The organism is Marichromatium sp. PS1 (assembly GCF_041155115.1).
Classification (GTDB): Bacteria; Pseudomonadota; Gammaproteobacteria; order Chromatiales; family Chromatiaceae; genus Marichromatium; species Marichromatium gracile.
This window is the reverse complement of the sequence record NZ_BAAFHB010000002.1, coordinates 458567-479219: the sequence shown is the minus strand read 5'-3', so window position 1 is coordinate 479219 and position 20653 is coordinate 458567. Positions and strand designations below refer to the sequence as shown.

At 70.4% G+C, this 20653-nt stretch carries 20 protein-coding genes; 12 read left to right on the top strand and 8 right to left on the bottom strand.

Annotation, left to right across the window (positions count from 1 at the left end):
- Positions 1–5: 5 nt before the first annotated feature.
- The 6 genes from ACAM26_RS03410 to ACAM26_RS03385 are packed head-to-tail and all read left to right on the top strand — an operon-like array spanning position 6 to position 6137.
- Entirely contained in the window at positions 6–920 is a 915-nt protein-coding gene (locus ACAM26_RS03410; RefSeq protein ID WP_369613117.1) for a DUF58 domain-containing protein, read from the top strand.
- Positions 917–1435, top strand: a complete 519-nt coding sequence (locus ACAM26_RS03405; RefSeq protein ID WP_123139137.1) for a DUF4381 domain-containing protein — start codon at positions 917–919, stop codon at positions 1433–1435. Before ACAM26_RS03410 ends, ACAM26_RS03405 begins: the two co-directional genes overlap by 4 nt.
- Positions 1428–2441 carry a VWA domain-containing protein gene (locus ACAM26_RS03400; RefSeq protein WP_369613116.1) on the top strand — a complete coding sequence of 338 codons (1014 nt, stop codon included), beginning with the start codon at positions 1428–1430 and terminating at the stop codon, positions 2439–2441. Before ACAM26_RS03405 ends, ACAM26_RS03400 begins: the two co-directional genes overlap by 8 nt.
- The gene (locus tag ACAM26_RS03395) at positions 2438–3478 is read left to right on the top strand and encodes a VWA domain-containing protein (protein WP_369613115.1); all 1041 of its coding nucleotides are present in this window, start codon (positions 2438–2440) and stop codon (positions 3476–3478) included. Before ACAM26_RS03400 ends, ACAM26_RS03395 begins: the two co-directional genes overlap by 4 nt.
- Entirely contained in the window at positions 3475–4740 is a 1266-nt protein-coding gene (locus ACAM26_RS03390; RefSeq protein ID WP_369613114.1) for a tetratricopeptide repeat protein, read from the top strand. Before ACAM26_RS03395 ends, ACAM26_RS03390 begins: the two co-directional genes overlap by 4 nt.
- Entirely contained in the window at positions 4734–6137 is a 1404-nt protein-coding gene (locus ACAM26_RS03385; protein ID WP_123142169.1) for a BatD family protein, read from the top strand. Before ACAM26_RS03390 ends, ACAM26_RS03385 begins: the two co-directional genes overlap by 7 nt.
- On the opposite strand, the gene ACAM26_RS03380 is transcribed toward ACAM26_RS03385, so the two are convergent.
- Positions 6121–7410, bottom strand: a complete 1290-nt coding sequence (locus ACAM26_RS03380; protein ID WP_165913404.1) for an O-antigen ligase — start codon at positions 7408–7410, stop codon at positions 6121–6123. The genes ACAM26_RS03385 and ACAM26_RS03380 overlap by 17 nt on opposite strands.
- A 195-nt stretch (positions 7411–7605) precedes the next feature.
- On the opposite strand from ACAM26_RS03380, the gene ACAM26_RS03375 reads away from it, so the two are divergent.
- The 6 genes from ACAM26_RS03375 to ACAM26_RS03350 are packed head-to-tail and all read left to right on the top strand — an operon-like array spanning position 7606 to position 13398.
- Positions 7606–10398 carry a monovalent cation/H+ antiporter subunit A gene (locus tag ACAM26_RS03375; RefSeq protein ID WP_369613113.1) on the top strand — a complete coding sequence of 931 codons (2793 nt, stop codon included), beginning with the start codon at positions 7606–7608 and terminating at the stop codon, positions 10396–10398.
- Positions 10399–10403: 5 nt separating this feature from the next.
- On the top strand, positions 10404–10745 hold the full coding sequence (locus ACAM26_RS03370; RefSeq protein WP_369613112.1) for a Na+/H+ antiporter subunit C: 342 nt from the start codon (positions 10404–10406) through the stop codon (positions 10743–10745).
- A complete protein-coding gene (locus ACAM26_RS03365; RefSeq protein WP_369613111.1) occupies positions 10742–12262 on the top strand; it encodes a monovalent cation/H+ antiporter subunit D in 1521 nt (506 codons plus the stop codon). The genes ACAM26_RS03370 and ACAM26_RS03365 overlap by 4 nt, the downstream gene beginning before the upstream one ends.
- Complete coding sequence (locus ACAM26_RS03360; RefSeq protein ID WP_123139129.1) at positions 12259–12753, top strand: Na+/H+ antiporter subunit E; 495 nt, start codon at positions 12259–12261, stop codon at positions 12751–12753. The genes ACAM26_RS03365 and ACAM26_RS03360 overlap by 4 nt, the downstream gene beginning before the upstream one ends.
- Positions 12747–13016 carry a K+/H+ antiporter subunit F gene (locus tag ACAM26_RS03355; RefSeq protein ID WP_005222186.1) on the top strand — a complete coding sequence of 90 codons (270 nt, stop codon included), beginning with the start codon at positions 12747–12749 and terminating at the stop codon, positions 13014–13016. The genes ACAM26_RS03360 and ACAM26_RS03355 overlap by 7 nt, the downstream gene beginning before the upstream one ends.
- A gap of 7 nt (positions 13017–13023) precedes the next feature.
- Entirely contained in the window at positions 13024–13398 is a 375-nt protein-coding gene (locus tag ACAM26_RS03350) for a Na+/H+ antiporter subunit G (protein WP_234526122.1), read from the top strand.
- Here the strand turns inward: ACAM26_RS03350 and ACAM26_RS03345 are convergent.
- The 7 genes from ACAM26_RS03345 to ACAM26_RS03315 form a co-directional block, all read right to left on the bottom strand.
- Positions 13375–16623 carry an EAL domain-containing protein gene (locus ACAM26_RS03345; RefSeq protein WP_369613110.1) on the bottom strand — a complete coding sequence of 1083 codons (3249 nt, stop codon included), beginning with the start codon at positions 16621–16623 and terminating at the stop codon, positions 13375–13377. The genes ACAM26_RS03350 and ACAM26_RS03345 overlap by 24 nt on opposite strands.
- Before the next feature lie 212 nt (positions 16624–16835).
- Positions 16836–17312, bottom strand: coding sequence for a molybdenum cofactor biosynthesis protein MoaE (locus ACAM26_RS03340; RefSeq protein ID WP_123139126.1), 477 nt, complete (start codon positions 17310–17312; stop codon positions 16836–16838).
- 13 nt (positions 17313–17325) lie between these two features.
- A complete protein-coding gene (locus ACAM26_RS03335) occupies positions 17326–17898 on the bottom strand; it encodes an NnrU family protein (RefSeq protein WP_123142174.1) in 573 nt (190 codons plus the stop codon).
- Between the two features lie 336 nt (positions 17899–18234).
- Complete coding sequence (locus ACAM26_RS03330) at positions 18235–18873, bottom strand: class I SAM-dependent methyltransferase (RefSeq protein WP_123142175.1); 639 nt, start codon at positions 18871–18873, stop codon at positions 18235–18237.
- Positions 18874–18957: 84 nt separating this feature from the next.
- Entirely contained in the window at positions 18958–19851 is an 894-nt protein-coding gene (locus ACAM26_RS03325; protein WP_190287855.1) for an AraC family transcriptional regulator, read from the bottom strand.
- Positions 19808–20263, bottom strand: coding sequence for a YaiI/YqxD family protein (locus ACAM26_RS03320; RefSeq protein WP_123139122.1), 456 nt, complete (start codon positions 20261–20263; stop codon positions 19808–19810). Before ACAM26_RS03320 ends, ACAM26_RS03325 begins: the two co-directional genes overlap by 44 nt.
- Positions 20224–20598, bottom strand: coding sequence for a DUF2288 domain-containing protein (locus ACAM26_RS03315; protein WP_369613109.1), 375 nt, complete (start codon positions 20596–20598; stop codon positions 20224–20226). The genes ACAM26_RS03320 and ACAM26_RS03315 overlap by 40 nt, the downstream gene beginning before the upstream one ends.
- Positions 20599–20653 lie beyond the last annotated feature (55 nt).

Genomic DNA, 20653 nt, shown 5'->3' with positions numbered 1-20653 from the left:
CCGCCATGCAGCAGCCCGGCGTCCGCCTCGACGACCTGCTCGAACTGCGTCACCAGGCCCGCGCCCTGGGCCTGCCCGCGCACCACCTGGTCAACTCGCCCTTCGCCGGACTCTACGCCTCGGTGTTCAGGGGCGCCGGCATCCACTTCGAGGAGGTGCGCGAGTACCGTGCCGGCGACGACATCCGTTACATGGACTGGAAGGTCACCGCGCGCACCGACACCCCGCATCTCAAGCTGTTTCGCGAGGAGCGCGAGCGCGCCGTGCTGCTCTGCGTCGAGCGTGGCGCGCACCTCGAGTTCGGCACCCGCAACACCTTCAAGTCGGTGCAGGCGGCGCGCGCCGCAGCGCTGATCGGCTGGGCCGCGAGCCGACTCCACGACCGCGTCGGCGGACTGGTGTTCGGCACCCCGGCGCCGCAAATGCTGCGCCCGGCACGGGGTCGACGCGCGCTCTGGCAGCTGCTGCGCACGCTCGCCGCGCCGCTCGACCCCGGGTCGCCGACCACGCCGGTGATCGAGACCCTGCGCCGCGCCGCCGCCGGACTGCCGCCGGGCTCGCTGCTGTTCCTGATCGCCGATCTCGACCGCGACCGACCGGGGTTCGAGACCCTGCTCGGCGAGCTGCGTCAGCGCCACACCCTGGTGCTGCTCGCGCTCGACGACCCGGCCGATCGCGAGATCCCGGCGATGGGCCGGGTCGGCTTCGTCGGCCCCGACGGTCACCGACATCAGCTCGACACCGACGATCCCGCCGCCCGCAACGCCTATCGCGCGGCCTGGGAGGCGCGACGCGCACGACTGCGCGCCAACGCCCACCGACTCGGACTGATCCTGATCCCGATCGCCACCGACAGCGAGATCCATCTGGCGCTGATCCACGGGCTGGCGCGTCACGCCCGGTCGAGGGCACACCGATGATCGAGCACGGCGGACTGCGCGACATCCACGATATCGACGCCGTCCCCTGGTGGCCGCCGGCCCCCGGCTGGTGGCTGCTCGCGCTCGCCCTCGGGCTCGGCGGTTGGCTGCTGTGGCGCGGGCGCGCGCCGCTCGGTCGCGCGCTCGTCCGGCTCGCGCGCAGCCACAGCGGCTGGCGTGTCGACGCCCGCAGACGACTGCACGCGCTGGCGCGCCGCGAGCGCGACGGCGAGGACCCGGCACGCCTGCTCGCCGAGTTCTCCGAACTGCTGCGCCGCATCGCCATCGCCCGCTGCGGGCGCGACGGCGTCGCCGGGCGCTGCGGCGAGGCCTGGCTGGAATGGCTCGAACGCGCCGACCCGGCGGGCTTCCCCTGGCGCGAGCACGGCCAGGCGCTGATCGGCGCACGCTATGCCCCACCCGGACAGACCCCCATGCCATCACTCGCGCCACTGATCGCGGCGACCCAGTCCTGGACCCGGGCCGCGCCCTACCGGGAGGCCGGCGATGCTTGAGTTGCACTGGCCCTGGGCCGCGCTCGCACTGCCGCTGCCCTGGCTGCTGCCACGGCTGCTGCGGCGCCGGATCGGATCCAGCCCGACGCCACCGCGATCGACCACCCCGGGACTGCGCCATCCCCACCCCGAGCGCTTGCGCGCGGTCTTCGCCGCAGGCGGCGACGGCACCGGCGGCGCGGCGCGCCTCGACCGGCTGCTGTGGCTGCTGCTGTGGCTGGCACTGGTCGCCGCGCTCACCCGCCCGCAGTGGCTCACCCCGCACACCGAGATCAGCACCCCGGGCTACGACCTGATGCTCGCTGTCGACGCCTCGCACTCGATGGCCGCGCTCGACCTCGGCGACGGGCGCCAGCTCGATCGCATGCAGGTGGTGCGCACGGTGATGGATCGTTTCGTCGCCGGGCGCAGCGGCGACCGCGTGGGGTTGATCCTGTTCGGCGCCCAGGCCTTCGTGCTCGCGCCGCTGACCCTCGACCGCACCGCGGTACGCCAGCAGCTCGCCGACCTGGTCCCCGGGATCGCGGGCGCGGCCACCGCGCTGGGCGACGCCATCGCACTCGGCACGCTCAAGCTGCGCGAGCGTCCCGCCGGCTCGCGGGTGCTGCTGCTGATTGCCGACGGCGACAACAACGCCGGCGGCTTCGACCCACGCGAGGCGGCGCGACTGGCCGCGCACTACGGCATCCGCATCCATGTCATCGGCGTCGGCAGCCAGCAGCAGCGCATCCCGATCCGCGAGGAGGGACAGATCCGCTATCGCGACGACCTCACCATGGACGAGGAGACGCTGCGCGCGATCGCCGCCCTCACCGGCGGCGATTATTTCCGCGCCACCGACGGCGACGCCCTGGCGCGCATCTCGGCGCAGATCGACGGGCTCGAGAAGACCGCGAGCGAGGCGCGCACCCTCTACCTGCCCCAGCCGCTCTACCGCTGGCCGCTGCTGCTCGCGCTGGCGGCCCTGCTCGCGCTGGGGATCCGGGATCGCGGGGTGGCGTCATGAGCGCCGCCGGACCGCACCTGGCCGAACCGCTGTGGCTGCTCGGGCTGCTGGCGATCCCGGCGCTGTGGTGGTGGCGGCGCCGGCGCGCGCCGCTGGCAGGCGCGCCGGCGGCGTTGCGCGCCTATGCCGACGCCCACCTGCTGCCGCACCTGCTGGTCGCGCCGTCGACGCCGGGACGACGGGGCCACCCACTGCGCCGCTGGACACTGCTCTGGACCCTGCTGGTGCTCACCCTCGCCGGGCCGCGCTGGGGCTATCAGGAGGTGCGGCTGTTCCACCCCGGCAATCACCTGCTGGTGCTGCTCGACGTGTCGCGCTCGATGCGCTGCACCGATCTCGCCCCCGACCGGCTCGGGCGCGCCCGTCAGGAACTCGAGGACCTGATCCGCGCCAATCGCCATCACCGTCTCGGGCTGATCGCCTTCGCCTCGGTCCCGCACGTGCTCGCCCCGATCACCGAGGACAGCGCCACCCTGCTCTCGCGCCTGCCCGTGCTCGCCACCGACCTGGCCAGCCCCCAGCTCCAGGGCAGCAACCTCGAGGGCGCACTCGAACGTGCCGCACAGCTGCTCGACCCGCTGCCGGCCGATGGCGCGCGCGCCATCCTGCTGATCTCCGACGGCGACTTCGCCACCCCGCTGCCGCTCGAGCAGGTACGCGCGCTCGCCGCGCGCGGCATCCGTCTGCACGTCCTCGGCGTCGGCACCGAGCAGGGTGCGCTGGTGCCCGCGCCCCAGGGCGGCTGGGTGCGCGACCCCATGGACCCGACCCGTCAACCGGTGCGCTCGACGCTCGAACCCGAACGGCTCGAGGCGCTCGCCGTGGCCGGCGACGGGCGCTACCGCGAAGCGATCCACGGCGAGGCCGACACCCGCGCACTGCTCGACGCCAGTGCCGAGCGGGCGCGATCCGCCGCGGCCGGTGACGAACGGACGCGAATCTGGAACGAGCGCTTCTGGATCCCCCTGATCGTCCTCGCGCTGCTGGTACTGGCCGAGTTCCGCCATCCCTGGCGGCGTCCAGGGGGTGGGTCTTGAGCAGGCGCACGATACTCGCGCTGCTGCTCGGTCTCGGCACCGCAGCGGGCGCCGCCGACTGGTTCGAGAACCGTGCCCAGCGCGCCTATGGCGACTATCTCGCCGGCGACTACGCCACCGCCGCCGAGGGCTTCAGCGATCCCTACCGACGCGGTGTCGCGCTCTATCGCGCCGAGCGCTACCAGGAGGCCGAACGCGCCTTCACCGAGGCCGCCGAGACCGGCGAGCACGGCAGCGCGGCGCACTACAACCAGGGCAACGCCCGCTTCCAGCTCGGCGACTACGCCGGCGCCGCCACCGCCTACGGCGAGGCGCTGCGGCTCGATCCGGAGGACGCCGACGCCGCGCACAACCTCGCCCTCACCCGCGCCCTGCTCGCCCGGCTCGAACCCGAGGAGGAGGAAGAGGACGAGAACCAGGAACAGCAGGAACAGCAGGAACAGCAGGAACAGCAGGAACAGCAGGAACAGCAGGAACAGCAGGAACAGTCTGAAGCATCGGAGCAGTCGGAGCAGTCGGAGCAGTCGGAGCAGTCGGAGCAGTCGGAGCAGTCGGAGCAGTCGGAGCAGTCGGAGCAGTCGGAGCAGTCGGAGCAGTCGGAGCAGTCTGGTCAGGGTGATCGATCGGAGGATGCGGGTCGAGCCGAATCGACGACGGCGGGCAACGGGGAGGACGACGGCGAGAGCGGGGCGGCCGACGGGACCGGCGATGGTGCGGACGACGGCGACCGCGAGCACACCGGTCGCGCCGACGAGACCGAGACCGAGACCGAGACCGAGACCGAGACCGAGACCGAGACCGAGACCGACCAGGGTGACACGGACGACGCGACACCGGAGACGGGCCGCGAGGACGGTGACGGCGGCGACCAGGGTCCGACCACCCCGGGCACGGCCCCCGCGGACGCGCGAGACCGGGGCAGCGCGGGCGAGCAGGCGCCCGACCGAGGCGCGGGCGAGCAGGGCGAGACCGGCGAGCGCGCCGCACAACCGGGCGAGGGCCAGCGGCGCGGCCCGGACGGCGCGCAGCCGGGGCTCGATCTGCCGAGGAGCGGGCCGGACGAGACGGCCCCCGGCGAGGACGCCCCCCCAGCGGAGACCGGCGACCTGCCCGGGCCGCTCGACCCCGACGCCACCCTGGAGCAACGACTCGAGCGCCTCCAGGGCGACCCGGCGCTGCTGATCCGCAACCAGTTCCGGCTCGAGGAACTGCGCCGGCTGCGCGAACAACCGCTGCGCTATCGGGAGACCCGCCCATGGTGAGGTCGATCGCCCCACTCACCGCCCTCGCCCTGCTCTGGTGCGCTCAGGCCGGCGCCCAGTTCCAGCCGCCCTGGCCGCCACCCTGGCAGGCCGGCCAACGCCCTGCCTGGCCCACCCAGCCACCGACCACCAGTCGTGCCCCCGACTACCGGCTCAGCTGGTCGATCGAGACCTCGAGTCCCTATGTCCATCAGCCGGTGCTGCTGCGGCTGCGCCTGAGCGGCGATGAACAACCGACCCGGATCGGGCTCGAGCCGCCACGCCCCGGGACCGTGCTGCTGCGCCGACTCCACACCGAGCCGCCCAGACGCGCGGGCGACGGCACCACCATCAACACCCTGGTGTTCGCCCTGCTGCCGCTGCGCCCGGGGCGGCTCGACGCCGGCCCCCTGCGGCTCAGCGGCAGCCATGCCGGCGGCACCTTCGAGGTCGGCAGCGAGCGCCCGCTCAGGCTGCGGGTCCGCCCGCCGGCGCCCGGTATCGAGCCCTGGCTACCGGCGCGCGCACTGACCCTCACCTCCAGCCTGACACCCGAGGGTCCGGTGGCCCCGGGCGAGCCGCTGAGACTGCGGCTCGAACTCTCGGCGACCGGCACCAGCGGCGAGCAGCTCCCCGTGCTCGCCGACCAGCTCGCCGGGGTCGACGGCATCCGCGTCTATCGCGAGCGCGCACAGGTCGACACCCGTCTCTCGCCCGATGGACGACAGCTCCTCGCCACCCGCATCGAGACCCATACCCTGGTGGCGCAGCACGCCGGTCGGCTGCTGCTCCCCGAGATCCGGGTGGCCTGGTGGGACATCGCGCGCGAGCGCGGCGAGCTGGCGCGCACCCCGCTACGCACCCTGCAGGTGACGAACGGCGCGCCGCCCTCCCGGCCCGCGATCCACTGGCACCCGGCATGGATGGCGGTGAGCGCGGTGCTGCTGGTGCTCGCCGGCTATTGGTGGGCGGTGCTCACCCGCCCCCCAGCTGGACGCTTGACGGGCGCGCTCGAGCGCGTGCGTCTGCGCATCCTCGGCCTCGGCGAGAGGCTATGGGCGGGATTGTGGGCCGGTCTGCCCGGCGGCTGGCGGTTGCGCCTGGGGCTGCTGCGCGCGCGCACCGCCACCACCCCGGAGACCTGGCTGGCACGGCTCGCCCCGGCGCTGCCCGATGGCGGACGGCGCGGTCGACCCGAGGTGGTCGCGGCGCTGCTCGCCACCGCGCCCGGCGCCGATCGCACCGCACTGACGCGGCTGGTGGCGCGACTGGAGGCGGCGCGCTACGGCGCCCAGCGGGTGGTGTTCAGTCGCTGGCAGCGCGCGCTCGCGCGCCGGCTCGCCAGCGGACGACGCGCACACCGCCCGGCTCGCCCGAGGCGGCGCGGCGGGCTGCCGCCGCTCAACCCGCCCGATTGAGGCGTCGACCCAGCCCCTGGCTCAGCCCGGCGAGCAGGATCCAGTACATCAGCCAGTCGTGACGCACCATGCGGTAGTTGGTCAACTCCCACAGCAGCAGATAGCACCAGAGCGCGATCAGCAGTGCGCGCAGCAGGCGATCACCGGCGCAACCGCGCCAGGAGGCGGTCAGCAACGCCAGGGTGAGCAGGGCGCAGCAGAACAGACCGGCGACGCCGAACTGCACCAGCACCTCGAGATAGGTATTGTGCAGATGGCGCAGTGCCACCCCGGCGCCATCGCGCACCCCGGGGTCGCCGCTGAGGTCCATCAACCACTGACTGAGCCCCGGCCCCCAGCCGAACCAGGGATGTTCGAGCCACAGCGAGAGCCCGACCAGTTGAGCGCTCCAGCGCTGGCCGAGCGAGGAGGCGGCGGTGCCCTCGCGCGCGCCGCTGATCCAGGCCAGGTCCTCGCGCATGCGCCACAGCAGGTCGTCGGCCTGGAAGGCGACCAGCACCAGCACCACTGCGGCGAGCACGGCGATCCACAGCGCGCGGCGCAGCACCCGACCATCGAGCCGGGCGCGCGCCGGGGCGGCGAGCACCAGACCGAGCAGCAGCGCCGGCAGCCAGGCGACCCAGCTGCCGCGCGACTGGCTCTGCAGGAAACCGAGGGCGAACAGGCCCAGCAACAGCCCCCAGGCCAGGATCAGCGACCAACGGGGAAACGCTCGGGCGGCACGCGCGAGCAGGCGCTCGCGCATCAGCATCAGCCCGAGCAGGGCCGAGCCGGTATAGAGTCCGGTGGCGATGGCGGTGAAGCCGTACTGGTCGCGCTCACCGAGGAAGGCGCCCGGATCGCTCGCCAGCAGCCCCCAGTCGAGCCGCCACAGCATCCCCAAGGCGAGACCGGCGAGGGCCAGCCCGAGCAGGCGCAGGGCGCGTGGGCGCTCCCCGGCGAGGAAGTGGGCGAAGGGGATGAACAGCAGCAGCTTGCACCAGTCGAGCGCACTCTCCCACAGCAGCCCGTGTGGCACCGACGGGTCGAGCGCGGCGACGGCGGCGCGCGCCACCACCAGCAGACAGAGCGCCACCACCGCCAGGGACGCGGGCGACCAGTGCCAGGGGGCTCGGGGCGCGGGCGGCGCAAGCACGAAGGCCAACGCCAGCCCGGCCATCGCGATCGAGGCGAGCGCGGTGGAGAGGAAGGCACTGGCGGCGAGCAGATAGAGCATCGCCACCCCGGCGCGCTCGGCCAGCGCGCGCGTGGCGATCGGTGTCGGATTGGGCATCGCGTCGGTTCCGGCTAGGGACGGGATCGGCGTCGCCGGCGGGGGTCGGGCGGCGACAAGCGCTCGGCGGCCAAGCATAGCAGGAATCCGGCCAACCCCGGAGCCGATGATGAAAACAGCACTCGCGCAGCGTTCGAGCGATGGTATGCTTGATCGCTGCGATCCGATCAACGCCTCGCATTCTCAATACTCATCATGAACCTGACACTCGTCGTCCTCGTCCCCTTTCTGGGGGCCGCTCTGACCGGGTGGGTCTCTCGTTACGGACGTTTGCGCTCGGCCTGGATGGCCGGGGCGGTAACCGCCCTGGCGCTGGCCTGCCTGCTGCCGAGCCTGCCGGTGCCCTTCGCCGGCGAGACCCTGATTCAACGCCTGCCCTGGATGCCGGGGCTGGGGCTCGACCTGGTATTCCGTCTCGACGGTCTCGGGCTGCTGTTCGCCCTGATGATCCTCGGCATGGGCCTGCTGGTCATCCTCTATGCCCGCTACTATCTCGACGCGGACGACTGCATGGGGCGCTTCTACGCCTATCTGCTGCTGTTCATGGGTTCGATGCTCGGCATCGTGCTGGCCGAGAACCTGATCCTGCTGCTGATGTTCTGGGAGCTGACCAGCCTCTCCTCGTTCCTGCTGATCAGCTATTGGCGCCATCGCCAGGACGCCCGCCAGGGCGCGCGCATGGCGCTCACCGTCACCGGTCTCGGCGGTCTGGCACTGCTCGGTGGCTTCCTGCTGCTCGGCGAGATCGCCGGCAGCTACGAGCTCTCGGTGATCCTCGCCTCGGGTGAAGCGATCCGCGCCCACCCGCTCTACACCCCGATGCTGGTGCTGGTGCTGCTCGGCGCCTTCACCAAGTCGGCGCAGTTCCCCTTCCATTTCTGGCTGCCGCGGGCAATGGCCGCGCCGACCCCGGTGTCGGCCTATCTGCACTCGGCGACCATGGTCAAGGCGGGCATCTTCCTGCTCGCGCGGTTGTTCCCGGCGCTCTCGGGCACGCCGCTGTGGAGCGCACTGGTGATCGGCGCCGGGCTCACCACCCTGCTGATCGGCGCCGGGATCGCGCTGTTCAAGCACGATCTCAAGGGGCTGCTGGCCTACTCGACGGTCAGCCACCTCGGTCTGATCACTCTGCTGTTCGGCATCGGCACCCCGCTGGCGGCGGTCGCCGGTGTCTTCCACATCATCAACCACGCCACCTTCAAGGCCTCGCTGTTCATGGCCGCCGGCATCATCGATCACGAGTGCGGCACCCGTGACATGCGCCGGATCAACGGGCTGTGGCGCTTCATGCCCTATACCGCCACCCTGGCGATGGTGGCCTCGGCGTCGATGGCCGGGGTGCCGCTGTTCAACGGCTTCCTCTCCAAGGAGATGTTCTTCGCCGAGGCGGCCAACTTCTTCGACCAGAGCGCCTGGAGCTGGGTGCTGCCGGTGACCGTGGTGCTCGCCAGCGCGCTGGCGGTGGCCTATTCGCTGCGCTTCATCCACGACGTCTTCTTCAACGGCGAGCCGCACGACCTGCCGCGCACCCCGCACGAGCCACCGCACTGGATGAAGGTGCCGGTGGAGATCCTGGTGGCGATCTGTCTGCTGGTCGGCATCCTCCCGACACTCACCGTCGAACCCTTGCTCGCAATCGCCGCCGACAGCGTGCTGCAGTCCAACTCACCGGCCCATGACCTGGCGATCTGGCACGGCTTCAACTCGGCCTTTGCGATGAGTGTGATCGCGCTGCTCGGTGGCCTGCTGATCTATGCCGCGCGCCGGCCGTTGTTCATGGTCGCCGCTCGTCACGAGGGCCTGATCGATGCCGGGGTGCTGTTCGGATGGACCCAGCGCACGGTGATCGCCGCGGCGCGCGCCGTCACCGCCGCGCTCGACACCGGCTCGCTGCAACGCATGGTGGCGCTGCTGCTGATCAGCGCGCTCAGCCTCGGCGCCGTCGGCATGCTCGGCGTCACCGCCCCGCTCACCGGACCGGCGACCCTGGTCCCGGCCGACGGCATCAGCCTGATCGTCGCCCTCGGACTCGGCGCCGGGGCGATCGCCACCACCGCGCTGCACCGGCAGCGTTTCACCGCGCTGATCGTGATCGGGGTGCTGGGGCTGCTGGTTGCGCTGATCTTCGCCAAGTTCTCGGCCCCGGACCTCGCCCTCACCCAGCTCTCGGTCGAGGTGGTGACCATCGTGCTGCTGTTGCTGGCGCTCTACTTCCTGCCCCAGCACACCCCGGCCGAGTCCTCGCGGGTGCGTCGGGTTCGCGATCTCGCGCTCGCCGCGATCGCCGGTCTCGGCACCGCGGCGCTCGCCTGGGGCATCCTCACCCGTCCCGGCGAGACCATCTCCGGATACTTCCTGGAGCACAGCGTGCCAGGCGGTGGCGGCAGCAACGTGGTCAACGTCATCCTGGTCGACTTCCGCGGCTTCGACACCCTCGGCGAGATCACCGTGCTGGCGCTCGCCGGGCTCGGCATCTACGCCATGCTCAAGGGGCTGCGCCTGCCCGGAATGACGCTCGATCCCCATGGCCGCCCCTGGAACTGGGACCTGCACCCGAGCATCATGGCCGCGCTCACCCGGCTGCTGCTGCCGCTGGCGCTGCTGGTCTCGGCGTTCATCTTCCTGCGCGGTCACAACCAGCCCGGCGGCGGCTTCATCGCCGGACTGATCACCGCCGTGGCGCTGATCATGCAGTACCTGACCAATGGCGTGGAGTGGACCCACCGCCGGCTCAACGGCAACATGCATCCGCTGATCGCCGCCGGCCTGCTGGTGGGCACCCTCACCGGCATGGCGAGCTTCGTCTTCGGCTATCCCTTCCTCACCTCGACCTTCAGCCATGTGCACTGGCCGCTGGTCGGCGACTTCGAGCTGGCCTCGGCGATGGCCTTCGACCTCGGCGTCTATCTGGTGGTGGTCGGCTCGACCCTGCTGATCCTGATCCATCTCGGGCTGATGCGCAGCGCCGCCGCCCAGGAGCGAGACTGACTGATATGGAAGCCCTGATCTCCATCCTCATCGGCCTGCTCACCGCCTGCGGGGTCTATCTGGTGCTGCGCGCCCGGACCTTCCCGGTGGTGATGGGCCTGACCCTGCTCTCCTACGGGGTCAACCTGTTCCTCTTCGCCACCGGTCGACTGACCATCGGTCAGCCGGCGGTGATCGACGCCCAGGCGCCGGGCTACGCCGATCCGCTGCCCCAGGCGCTGGTGCTCACCGCCATCGTCATCAGCTTCGCGATGACCGCCTTCGTGATCATGCTCTCGCTCAAGGCCCGCGCCGAGCTCGGCAACGACCATGTCGACGGTCACGCCGACGAGGAGGGACGCACGTGAGTCATCTGGTGATCCTCCCGCTGCTGCTGCCGCTGCTCGCCGGCGCCCTGTTGCTGCTGGTGCGCCGCGCCCTGCCGCTGACGGTGCGGCGGCGACTCAACCTGGTGGCGGTGCTCGCCCAGGTCGGGGTGGCGCTGGCGCTGCTGCTCGCCGTCACCGACGGCAGCGTGCTGACCTACCAGCTCGGCGACTGGCCGGCGCCCTATGGCATCGTCCTGGTGGCCGATCGGCTCAGCGCCTGGATGGTGTTGCTGACCGCCTTGCTCGCGCTGTTCGCGCTGCTCTACGCGATCCGCGGCAGCGATGCCGGCAGCCGTCACTTCCAGCCGTTGTTCCAGCTGCAGCTGTTCGGTCTCAGCGGCGCCTTCCTCACCGGCGATCTGTTCAACCTGTTCGTCTTCTTCGAGGTGTTGCTGCTGGCCTCCTACGGCCTGCTGCTGCACGGCGGTGGCGCCCAGCGCACCCGCGCCGGTCTGCACTTCGTGGTGGTCAACCTGGTCGGCTCGACGCTGTTCCTGTTCGCTGCCGGGACCCTCTACGGCGTCACCGGGACGCTCAACATGGCCGATCTGGCCGGCAAACTCGCCGCCCTCGACCCCGACGATCTCGGCCTGGCCCGCGCCGGCGCACTGCTGCTGTTCGCGGTGTTCGCGCTCAAGGCCGCGCTCTTCCCGCTCTATCTGTGGCTGCCCACGGCCTATGCCGCGACCTCGGCGCCGGTGGCGGCGCTGTTCGCGGTGATGACCAAGGTCGGGATCTACGCCATCCTGCGCATCCAGACGCTGTGGTTCGGTGATGGCGCCGGGGAGTTGGCCGGGCTGCTCGACCCCTGGCTGTTGCCGCTGGCGCTGGTGACCATGGCGCTCGGCAGCCTCGGCGCCCTGGCGAGCACCACGCTGCGGATCCAGATCGGCTATCTGGTGCTGGTCTCGATCGGGGTGCTGCTGACCGCCATCGCGCTCGGCGATCGCGACAGCATCGCTGCCGCGCTCTACTACCTGGTCCACACCACGCTCGCCACCGGCGCCTTCTATCTGCTCGCCGAGGGCATCGCCCGACGCCGCGGCGCAGCCGGCGACCGCCTGATCGACGCCCCGACGATGCCCCATGCCGGACAGGTCGGCACGCTCTTCTTCATCGCCGCGATCCTGGTGGCGGGGCTACCGCCCTTCTCCGGCTTCCTTGGCAAGCTGATGGTGCTGCGCGCCGCGCTCGACGACCCGGCGATGGCCTGGATCCTCGCCGTGGTGCTGACCTCGGGGCTGCTCGGCATCGTCGCCCTGGCGCGCAGCGGCAGCCTGCTGCTGCTGCGCGCCGGTCCCGGCGAGCCACCAGCGGCCACGCCCGGTCGCGCCGAGCTGCTGCCCGCCACCGCGCTGCTCGCGCTGTGCATCGGGCTGACGCTGGGGGCCGGTCCGCTCAGCGCCTTCACCCGGGCCACCGCCGAGCAGCTGCTCGCGCCCGAACACTATGTCGAGACGGTGCTCGGCGGCGACATGGAGGCCCATGCACGATGAAGCTGCGACTGCTGCCCCATCCACTGCTCACCCCGGCGCTGACGGTGATCTGGCTGCTGCTGGTCAACAGCCTGTCGTTCGGCCACGTGCTGCTCGGCCTGCTGCTCGGCTGGCTGATCCCGATCTTCACCCTGCGCTTCTGGCCCGATCGGGTACGGGTGCACAAGCCGCTGACCCTGCTGCGCTTCGTGCTGGTGCTGCTCTATGACATCCTCGTCGCCAACCTGGGGGTGGCCTGGCTGATCGTGCGCGGCCCGCGCCGGGTGAAGCCGGGCTTCGTCGAGGTGCCCTTGGCGCTGCGCTCGGAACTCGGTATCAGCCTGCTGGCCAACACCATCTCGCTGACCCCGGGGACGGTCTCGGCCTGGCTGAGTCCGGATCGCGCCACGCTGGTGGTGCACGCGCTCGACGTCGACGATCCCGAGGCGCTGGTCGCGACCATCAAGCACCGCTATGAAACCCCCTTGCAGGAGGTCTTCGAACCATGCTGAGCACCGCTGTGAGTATCGCCTTCCTGCTGGTGGCCGCGGCCTTCGTGATGGCCCTGCTGCGCCTGCTCTACGGCCCCGATCAGCCGGACCGCATCCTCGCCCTCGACACCCTGTACGTGAACACCGTGGCGTTGCTGGTGCTGCTCGGCATCCATCTCGGCAGCGCGCTCTATTTCGAGGCCGCGCTGCTGATCGCGATGATGGGGTTCGTCGGCACCGTGGCGCTGTGCAAGTATCTGTTGCGCGGCGATATCATCGAGTGAGGCCAAGATGCTCGAAATCATCCTCTCGGCGCTGATCCTGATCGGCGCGCTCTTCACCTTCATCGGCTCGCTCGGACTGGCGCGGCTCGAGGACTTCTACACCCGGCTGCACGGCCCGACCAAGGCCACCACGCTCGGTGTCGGCAGTCTGCTGATCGCCTCGATGGTCTATTTCAGCACCCGCGGCGAGGGGCTGAGCCTACACGAGCTGCTGGTGACGCTGTTTCTCTTCATCACCGCGCCGGTGAGCGCCCATCTGCTGGCCAAGGCCGCGCTGCACCTGCGGCTGCGCTCGATCGCGCCGGTACCGCAGCGCACCGAGGCCAGCGATCCGCGTCAGGCCAATGCCGCCGAGGACTCAGCCACCCCGCCTCAGAGCTAGCAGGAAGCGCTCGATCGCCGCCGCCTCGAGCGGGCGCGAGAACAGATAGCCCTGTCCGGTATGACAGCCCTCGCGGGTGAGGAAGTCCTGCTGTTCGCGCGTCTCCACGCCCTCGGCCAGCACCTCCAGCGAGAGGCTGCTGGCGAGCGCGATGATCGCCTTGGCGATGGCCACGTCGTTGGCGTCGTCGGGGATGTCGGAGACGAAGGACTTGTCGATCTTGAGCTTGGTGAGCGGCAGTCGCTTGAGCTGGATCAGCGAGGAGTAGCCGGTCCCGAAGTCGTCGATGGCGATCTTCACGCCGAGCGCGCGCAGCGCGCCGAGCACGTGTCGGGTGCGCTCGATCGAGCGCATCATCGTCGACTCGGTGATCTCCAGCTCGAGTCCCGCCGGGGACAGACCGGTGCGAGTGAGAATGCCGCCGACCATCTCGCTGAGCGCGTGCTGATCGAACTGCTTGGGCGAGAGGTTGACGCTGATCAGCACCCCCTCGTCGAGCAGCCCGCCCTGCTGCCAGGCACGCATCTGGGTGCAGGCATGCTCGAGGATCCACTCACCCATGACGATGATGATCCCCGACTCCTCGGCCAGGGGGATGAACTTGCCGGGCGAGACCAGCCCCATCTCGGGATGACGCCAACGCACCAACGCCTCGAGCCCGCGTAGCTCGCCGCTCACCAGGTCGAGCTGCGGCTGGTAGAAGAGTTCGAGCTCATTCCGCTCCAGGGCACGGTGCAGGCTCGATTCGAGCAGCACGCGTTCGAAGGCGCGCGCGGTGAGCTCCTCGGAGTAGTAGCGGAAGCCGTTGCGGCCCTCGTCCTTGGCGCAATACATGGCCGCGTCGGCATTGCGCACCAGGTCCTCGGCGCGCGCGCCGTGCTCGGGATAGAGGCTGATGCCGATGCTCGCGCCGAGAAACACCGAGTGCTCACCGACCTCGAAGGGATCCTTGAACAGTTGCAGGATGGCGCGTGCCACCCGTGCCGCGTCGTCCTGATGGGCGATGCCGTTGAGGATCAGGGTGAACTCGTCGCCGCCCATCCGCGCCAGGGTATCGCCCTCGCGAAACTGCGCCCGCAGCCGCCCCGCCACCACCTTGAGCACCTGATCGCCATAGCTGTGATCAAAGCTGTCGTTGACATGCTTGAAGCCGTCGAGATCGATGAACAGCACCGCCAGCCGGGTGTGCTCGCGGTGCGCCAGTCGGATCGACTGCTCGAGCCGGTCGGCGAACAGCAGCCGGTTGGGCAGCCCGGTGAGCGGGTCGTGATGGGCGAGGTGGGCATAGCTGTTCTCGCGCTCGCGCAATCGGTCGAGCAGTTCGAGATGGTCGCTGATGTCGCGCGACACCTCGATGATGCCGATCACCTCGCCGGCGTCGTCGAGCAGCGGACTGGCAGCGACCTCGAACTGACGCACGCCGCCGTCGGGCAACCGATGGTGGCGCAGCATCTTGCACGGCTCACCGCTCTCGAGGATGGCGTGCAATGGGCACAGCGGATCCTCGGGCAGGCAGGGATGGGGGGCGAGCTGGTAGCAGCCGCACTCGTGCAGTTCGGCATCATCGACCGCGGCGAGACGCTGGGCGACGCGATTCATCCGCAGCACGCGGTGATCGGCCCCGATCACCATGATCGGATCGTCGATACCGTCGATCACGTGCTGCAGGAATGCACGCTCCTCGTGCAGCGCGCGCTCGGCGAGCCGGCGCTCGGTGACGTCCTCGCCCGATGACAGGGTGCCGATCACCGTGCCCTCGCCATCGCGCACCAGGTTGTGGTGCCAGGCGATCAGCCGCTCCTCGCCACGCGCGGTCAGGATCGGACCATCGGTCAGGGCGGTCTCCGGGTGGGCGCCCGAGAGCATCTTGCGAAACAGCCCGTGACGCCGCTCGCGCTCGCCCGGCGGCAGGAAGCGGGCGAACCAGTCGAGCCCGATCAGCTCCGACTCGGCACAACCGAGCACGTTACAGCCACGCGGGTTGACCGAGAGGATGTGGCCGTCGAGGTCGAGTGCGAGGAACATCACCCCGGCGATGTCGAGATACTGCTTGGCACGGTTGCGCTCGGTCTCGGCCTGACGCTGTGCCTGCTTGAGCGCGGAGATGTCGATCTGGGTGCCGACCATGCGCAGCGCGCGACCGCGCTGGTCGCGTACCAGATAGGCGCGGGACAGGACATCGACCCAATGGCCCTCCTTGTGACGCATCCGCATCTCGAGGTTGAAGTCGTCGCAGCGTCCACTCATGTAGTCGCGCAACCGGCGCCAGCAGCGCTCGCGATCCCTGGGGTCGACCAGTTGCTCCCAGGTCTCGAGCCGGTCGGGCAGTTCGCGCTCGGCGTAGCCGAGCATCGATTTCCAGCGCGCCGACAGATAGATCTGCCGGGTGCGCAGGTCCCAGTCGAACAGCCCGGCATCGCTGCCGCGCATCGCCAGTGCAAAACGCTCCTCACTGTCGCGCAGCGCACGCTCGTAGCAGTCGCGTTCGGTGATGTCGCGCCCGAGCACGATCAACCCCTTGCGTCGGCCGTCGTCCTCGAACACCGGCACCTTGATCACGTCGTAGACCTTGGTCACCCCGTCCGGTCGGGTGATCCGCTCCTCGGCGCGCGACAGCCGGCCGGCGCACCAGGCGATCTCGTCGCTCGACTCACAGGCGAGGAAGGCGTCGCGGTAGCAGGGATCGGTGAACTCGGCCAGCTCGGCGTCGGTCTTGCCGCGATAGTCGACGGTGGTGAGCGAGAACAGCGCGAGATCGGCGTCGTTGGCCTCCAGCCAGCGTCCCTCGCCGTCCTTGAAGCAGATGATGTCGGGGGTGGCGTTGATCAGCGAGCGCAACCGCTGTTCGCTCTCACGCAGCGCCAGCTCGACCGCGCTGCGAGGAGCAACCTCAAGGGCGAAGGCGCACACCAGGGGCTGACCGTCGCACTCGACCAGAGACAGCGTCACCTCGACGGCACAGTCCTCGCCCTCGACGCGCCGGTGTACGCCCTCACGCCGCTCGTGACGCGCCTGATGCAGACGCGCGACGAGCACCGACCAGGCCGCGGCATCGAGACTCATGTCGATGCTGGCGACCGGCTGGCCGATCAGCCGCTCGCGCCCCACGCCGGTCAACCGCTCGACGGTGGTATTGACCTCGATCAGTCGACCGTCGAGACCGGCCCAGTAGATCTCCAGGGCCGTCTGGTCGATGGCGGCTTGCGCCATGTCTTGTCGCAGCATACCTCGGCTCCGGCGCGCGCGGATGCGCTCAGTGCGTCCCGGATCGACCGTACGCGCAGCGGCTTCGCCTCCAGCCCGTCTGTCTCGACAGCGGGATCGAGCCGGGCACGGCCACCATCCTTGTACGCCGAGGCGAAACGTGCGGAGTGGAGATCCAGACACGCGTGTCAGATAGCGGGCAGAGACGACGGCTGCGCCTCGCCCAAGGGCGCTCACTCCGGGTCGCGGGCCGTCGCCTCGGTCCAGCGCCGCGCCGCGACCTCATCGCTGTCACGGGCCTCGACCCAGCGTTCAGCCGTACCGCTCGTCTCCTTTTTCCACAGCGGGACACGGGTCTTGAGGGCGTCGATCAGGAACTCACAGGCGCGAAAGGCCGCCGCGCGATGCGCGCTGCTCACCCCGACGAAGACGATCGGATCACCCGGGGCAAGCCAACCGACCCGGTGCACCAAGACCAGAGCGGTCAATGGCCAATGCTGCTCGGCCTGCGCGGCGAGCGCATCGAGCGCCTGCTCGGTCATGCCCGGGTAGTGCTCGAGGAACATGCCGTCGACCGCACCCTCGGCGCCGAACTCGCGCATCAGCCCGGTGAAGCTCACCACCGCGCCGACCCGTCCGTCGGTGTCGTTGAACACGGCCTGCTCGGCCAGTGGGTCGAGCGGCTCGTGCTGTACCCTGACCTGTCGCATCGGCGCCTCCGCCTCAACCGATCGGGGCCACTCCCAGCAGCGCCCGATGCAGCCAGAACATGAACGCAAGATAGAGTACCAGACCGCCGACGATGGCGAGTGCATCGTTGACGGGCGAGGCCGGCATGCCATAGACCCTGGGCGCGGGACGACGCTTGAGCGAGATGCGATCGGCCACCGCCCAGGCGAGGAAGCCGCCAAACAGCAGCACATCGGCCAGGGTACCGTTGGCCAGCAGGTGCGCCAGCGCCCACAGCTTCACCGCAACCAGCATCGGGTGCTTGAGGGTGTGCTGGATGCGCCCCGGCAGATAGGCCGCGAGCAGCAGGGTGAACACCGGCAGCATCAGCAGCAGATTGATATGACGCAGCCAGACCGGCGGGTCATAGAGCGGGATCGGCGCCTGACGCGCCAACCCGTAGCCCCACACCAGCACCAGGAAGCCGAACAGCGCAAACAGCGCGTAGAGCGCCTTCCACGGCAACTCACCGATACGCGCCACCGCGCGCGCGCGCCACTCGGGGGCGAAGATGGACACCGAGTGCCCACCGAGAAAGAGGACCAGACCCAGGATCAGGATCGCCATGCGCAACATCTCCTTCGAGCATCAGAAGCGGATGCAGATCCTATGCGATTGTCGGGCGATCGAGAAACCCGTGTGTCGGGGGAGTAGGCGTCAGTCGTCAGCCACCAGCGGTCAGCTTCCAGCCACCGGTGGGCGCGCATGCTCGACATTTGGTTGGCTCGCTCCCCGCTGGTGGCTAACAACTGACCGCTGGCGGCTGATCGCTGATCGCTGATCGCTGGCGGCTGACGACTGACGGCTGGCGGTTGGCGGTTGGCGGTTGGCGGCTGGCGACTGGCGACTGGAAGCTGACCGCTGGCGGCTGGAAACTGACCGCTGGCGGCTGGAAGCTGAAACTCAGCCCCGCACCGCGCTGGCGCAGAACATCGAGTAGCGGCGCCCGACCCCGGCGGCATCGGGCTTGACCAGGCGGTGCGCGGTCTCCACCCGGATCCGTTCCAGACCGGCGGCGGCGAGCGTCTCGGCGATCCACTCACGCTCGAAGCCGTGGTGACAGACGCCCTCGTGATCGGCGTGGAAGCTGCCGTCCTCGCAATCGAGGTCGACCAGGAAGAGCGTTCCGCCCGGGACCAGGAGGCCGGCAAGGCGCGCGATCATGGCACCGACGTCGGGCACGTGATGCAGCGCCATCGCCGAGTGGATCAGATCGAAGTCGCTGGCCGGGGCCGGCTCGTCGACCAGATCGACCTGGCGGATGCGGAGGTTGTCGACCCCGGCGGCGCGCCGCTTAGCCTCGAGTTCGGCGAGCATGCCGGGGCTGCTGTCCCAGCCCTCGACCTCGGCCACCTCGGCGGCGAGCGCGAGCGCCGCCAGACCGGTGCCGCAACCGTAGTCGAGCACCCGCATCCCCGGACGCGGCGCGCAATGACCGGCCAGGGCGAGACGGACCGCCCGTGCAAGCTCCCGGATCAACGGGTTGTCGTCCCAGGTCGCGGCGACCTGCTCGAAATCGGTCCGTGGGTAGGGGTTGGACATGATGATGATCTCCGGTGGATGAGGACGATCTCCAGACTAGCCGACGACCGTCTCGCCACACCTTCATCACCGACGCAACATCCGTCACCCGTGCCGCAATCGCGCCCGATAGCGACGCGGCGAACAGCCCTCGGCGACACGGAAGCGCGAGGCCAGGTGCGACGGCGAGGCGAAGCCGCACTCGGCGGCGACCTCGGTGATCGAGCGCTCGGTGTGCGCCAGCAGGGCGCGGGCCCGGGCCAGACGCGAACGATAGATCAGCTCGCGCGGACTGCAGCCGAGCCGGGCCCGCAGCAGCCGGTCGAGGGTGGCGCACGAGACCCCGAGATGGGCGGCGATCCGCGCGCGCGAGAGCGGCTCGGCGAGATGGGTCTCGACATAGACCACCGCCTGCTCGACCAGTCGCGCGGTCCGTGCGCTGGCCGGGCGCTCGGCCAGCGCGCGCAGACAGAGACGCGTCAGCTGCTCGGCGAGCAGGCGCAGCATCGCCTCGCGACCCGGCAACCGACCGAGATGCTCGCGGGCGAGCCGCTCGGCGACCGCGAGCACCTCGTGTCCCTCGATCGGCAGGAGCAGCGGCGCCCGCAGCGCCTCGGGGTCGAGCCCCTGGGTGTCGGCCAGCGCGGCGAGCCAGTCGTCCTCGACCAGCAGTACCAACTGGGTCGGCACGCCGCACTGCGACAGTGGCCGATGCAGCCGCGCCGGCGGCAGCATCAGCAGGCGACCGCGCTCGACGCGCACGCGCCGCCCCTCGACCTCCATCCACTGATCGCCGTCGAGCACCACCAGCAACAGCCATTGCGGATGACGATGCGGCGTCGCCACGGGCGCTCCGGGGTCGACGACGGGCGCGGCATCGGCGATCAGCAGCGACAGCTCGGGACAGTCGAAGGTGCGGCACGCACAGCGTGCCTGGAAGCGATTCGTCGCGCCCTCAGCCGTCGCGAGCGGCGCGGCTGAGCAGGGTGTCGAGGGCATTGGCGAAGGCCTGACGATCGCGCGCATCGAGCGCCGCCGGTCCCCCGGTCTGGACGCCACTGGAGCGCAGCGTCTCCATGAAGTCGCGCATGTTCAACCGCTCACCGATGTTGTGCGCGGTGTAGCGCTCACCACGCGGATCGAGCACCTCGGCGCCCTTGGCGATGGCCTCGGCGGCGAGCGGGATATCGGCGGTGATCACCAGGTCACCGGCGCTGACCCGGCGCACGATCTCGGCATCGGCCTGATCGAACCCGGCGCCGACCCGGATCGAGCGGATCCAGCGCGAGGGCGGCGTGTTCAGCGACTGGTTGGCGACCAGGGTGAGCGCCACCCCACAGCGCTCGGCGGCGCGGTAGAGGATGTCGCGGATCACCCGTGGACAGGCGTCGGCGTCGACCCAGATGTGCATCCCGTCTCCTGTACCAGTACCCAGGGCGCGATCACCAGCGCCCAGACCTCGGTATCGCGCGCGAACCAGTCGCGTGCCTCGGCGTCCGGGATCGGGCCGACCTCGCCGGCCTCGATCGCCGCGCCCAGCGCAGCGGTATCGTCGCGGGCGATACGCAGCGCGGTCTCGATCAGATCCAGCCCGACGGCGACGCGGATCACCTTGCCCTGGGCGAAGAAGCGTTGCAGCGACGACCAGGGCGCGCGGGCCGTTTCCTGGTTGAGCTTGGCGCGGAGCAGCGCATCGTCCTGCTCCAGCGGAGTGCCGTCGACGACGGCGGGGTCTTGCTGTGTCACGCGGGGTCGACCTCGTGGAATGACGTGGGGACGCCGCGCGAGGGGCGGCGTCGTT

Excerpts from the sequence above, each read along its gene's own strand:
- ACAM26_RS03405 (WP_123139137.1), top strand. The coding sequence starts at position 917 with ATGATCGAGCACGGCGGACTGCGCGACATCCACGATATCGACGCCGTC.
- ACAM26_RS03375 (WP_369613113.1), top strand. The coding sequence starts at position 7,606 with ATGAACCTGACACTCGTCGTCCTCGTCCCCTTTCTGGGGGCCGCTCTG.
- ACAM26_RS03345 (WP_369613110.1), bottom strand. The coding sequence starts at position 16,623 with ATGCTGCGACAAGACATGGCGCAAGCCGCCATCGACCAGACGGCCCTG.
- ACAM26_RS03350 (WP_234526122.1), top strand. The coding sequence starts at position 13,024 with ATGCTCGAAATCATCCTCTCGGCGCTGATCCTGATCGGCGCGCTCTTC.
- ACAM26_RS03355 (WP_005222186.1), top strand. The coding sequence starts at position 12,747 with ATGCTGAGCACCGCTGTGAGTATCGCCTTCCTGCTGGTGGCCGCGGCC.
- ACAM26_RS03410 (WP_369613117.1), top strand. The coding sequence starts at position 6 with ATGCAGCAGCCCGGCGTCCGCCTCGACGACCTGCTCGAACTGCGTCAC.
- ACAM26_RS03335 (WP_123142174.1), bottom strand. The coding sequence starts at position 17,898 with ATGGCGATCCTGATCCTGGGTCTGGTCCTCTTTCTCGGTGGGCACTCG.
- ACAM26_RS03385 (WP_123142169.1), top strand. The coding sequence starts at position 4,734 with ATGGTGAGGTCGATCGCCCCACTCACCGCCCTCGCCCTGCTCTGGTGC.
- ACAM26_RS03400 (WP_369613116.1), top strand. The coding sequence starts at position 1,428 with ATGCTTGAGTTGCACTGGCCCTGGGCCGCGCTCGCACTGCCGCTGCCC.
- ACAM26_RS03395 (WP_369613115.1), top strand. The coding sequence starts at position 2,438 with ATGAGCGCCGCCGGACCGCACCTGGCCGAACCGCTGTGGCTGCTCGGG.
- ACAM26_RS03370 (WP_369613112.1), top strand. The coding sequence starts at position 10,404 with ATGGAAGCCCTGATCTCCATCCTCATCGGCCTGCTCACCGCCTGCGGG.
- ACAM26_RS03360 (WP_123139129.1), top strand. The coding sequence starts at position 12,259 with ATGAAGCTGCGACTGCTGCCCCATCCACTGCTCACCCCGGCGCTGACG.
- ACAM26_RS03330 (WP_123142175.1), bottom strand. The coding sequence starts at position 18,873 with ATGTCCAACCCCTACCCACGGACCGATTTCGAGCAGGTCGCCGCGACC.
- ACAM26_RS03380 (WP_165913404.1), bottom strand. The coding sequence starts at position 7,410 with ATGCCCAATCCGACACCGATCGCCACGCGCGCGCTGGCCGAGCGCGCC.
- ACAM26_RS03340 (WP_123139126.1), bottom strand. The coding sequence starts at position 17,312 with ATGCGACAGGTCAGGGTACAGCACGAGCCGCTCGACCCACTGGCCGAG.
- ACAM26_RS03325 (WP_190287855.1), bottom strand. The coding sequence starts at position 19,851 with ATGCCCTCGACACCCTGCTCAGCCGCGCCGCTCGCGACGGCTGAGGGC.
- ACAM26_RS03320 (WP_123139122.1), bottom strand. The coding sequence starts at position 20,263 with ATGCACATCTGGGTCGACGCCGACGCCTGTCCACGGGTGATCCGCGAC.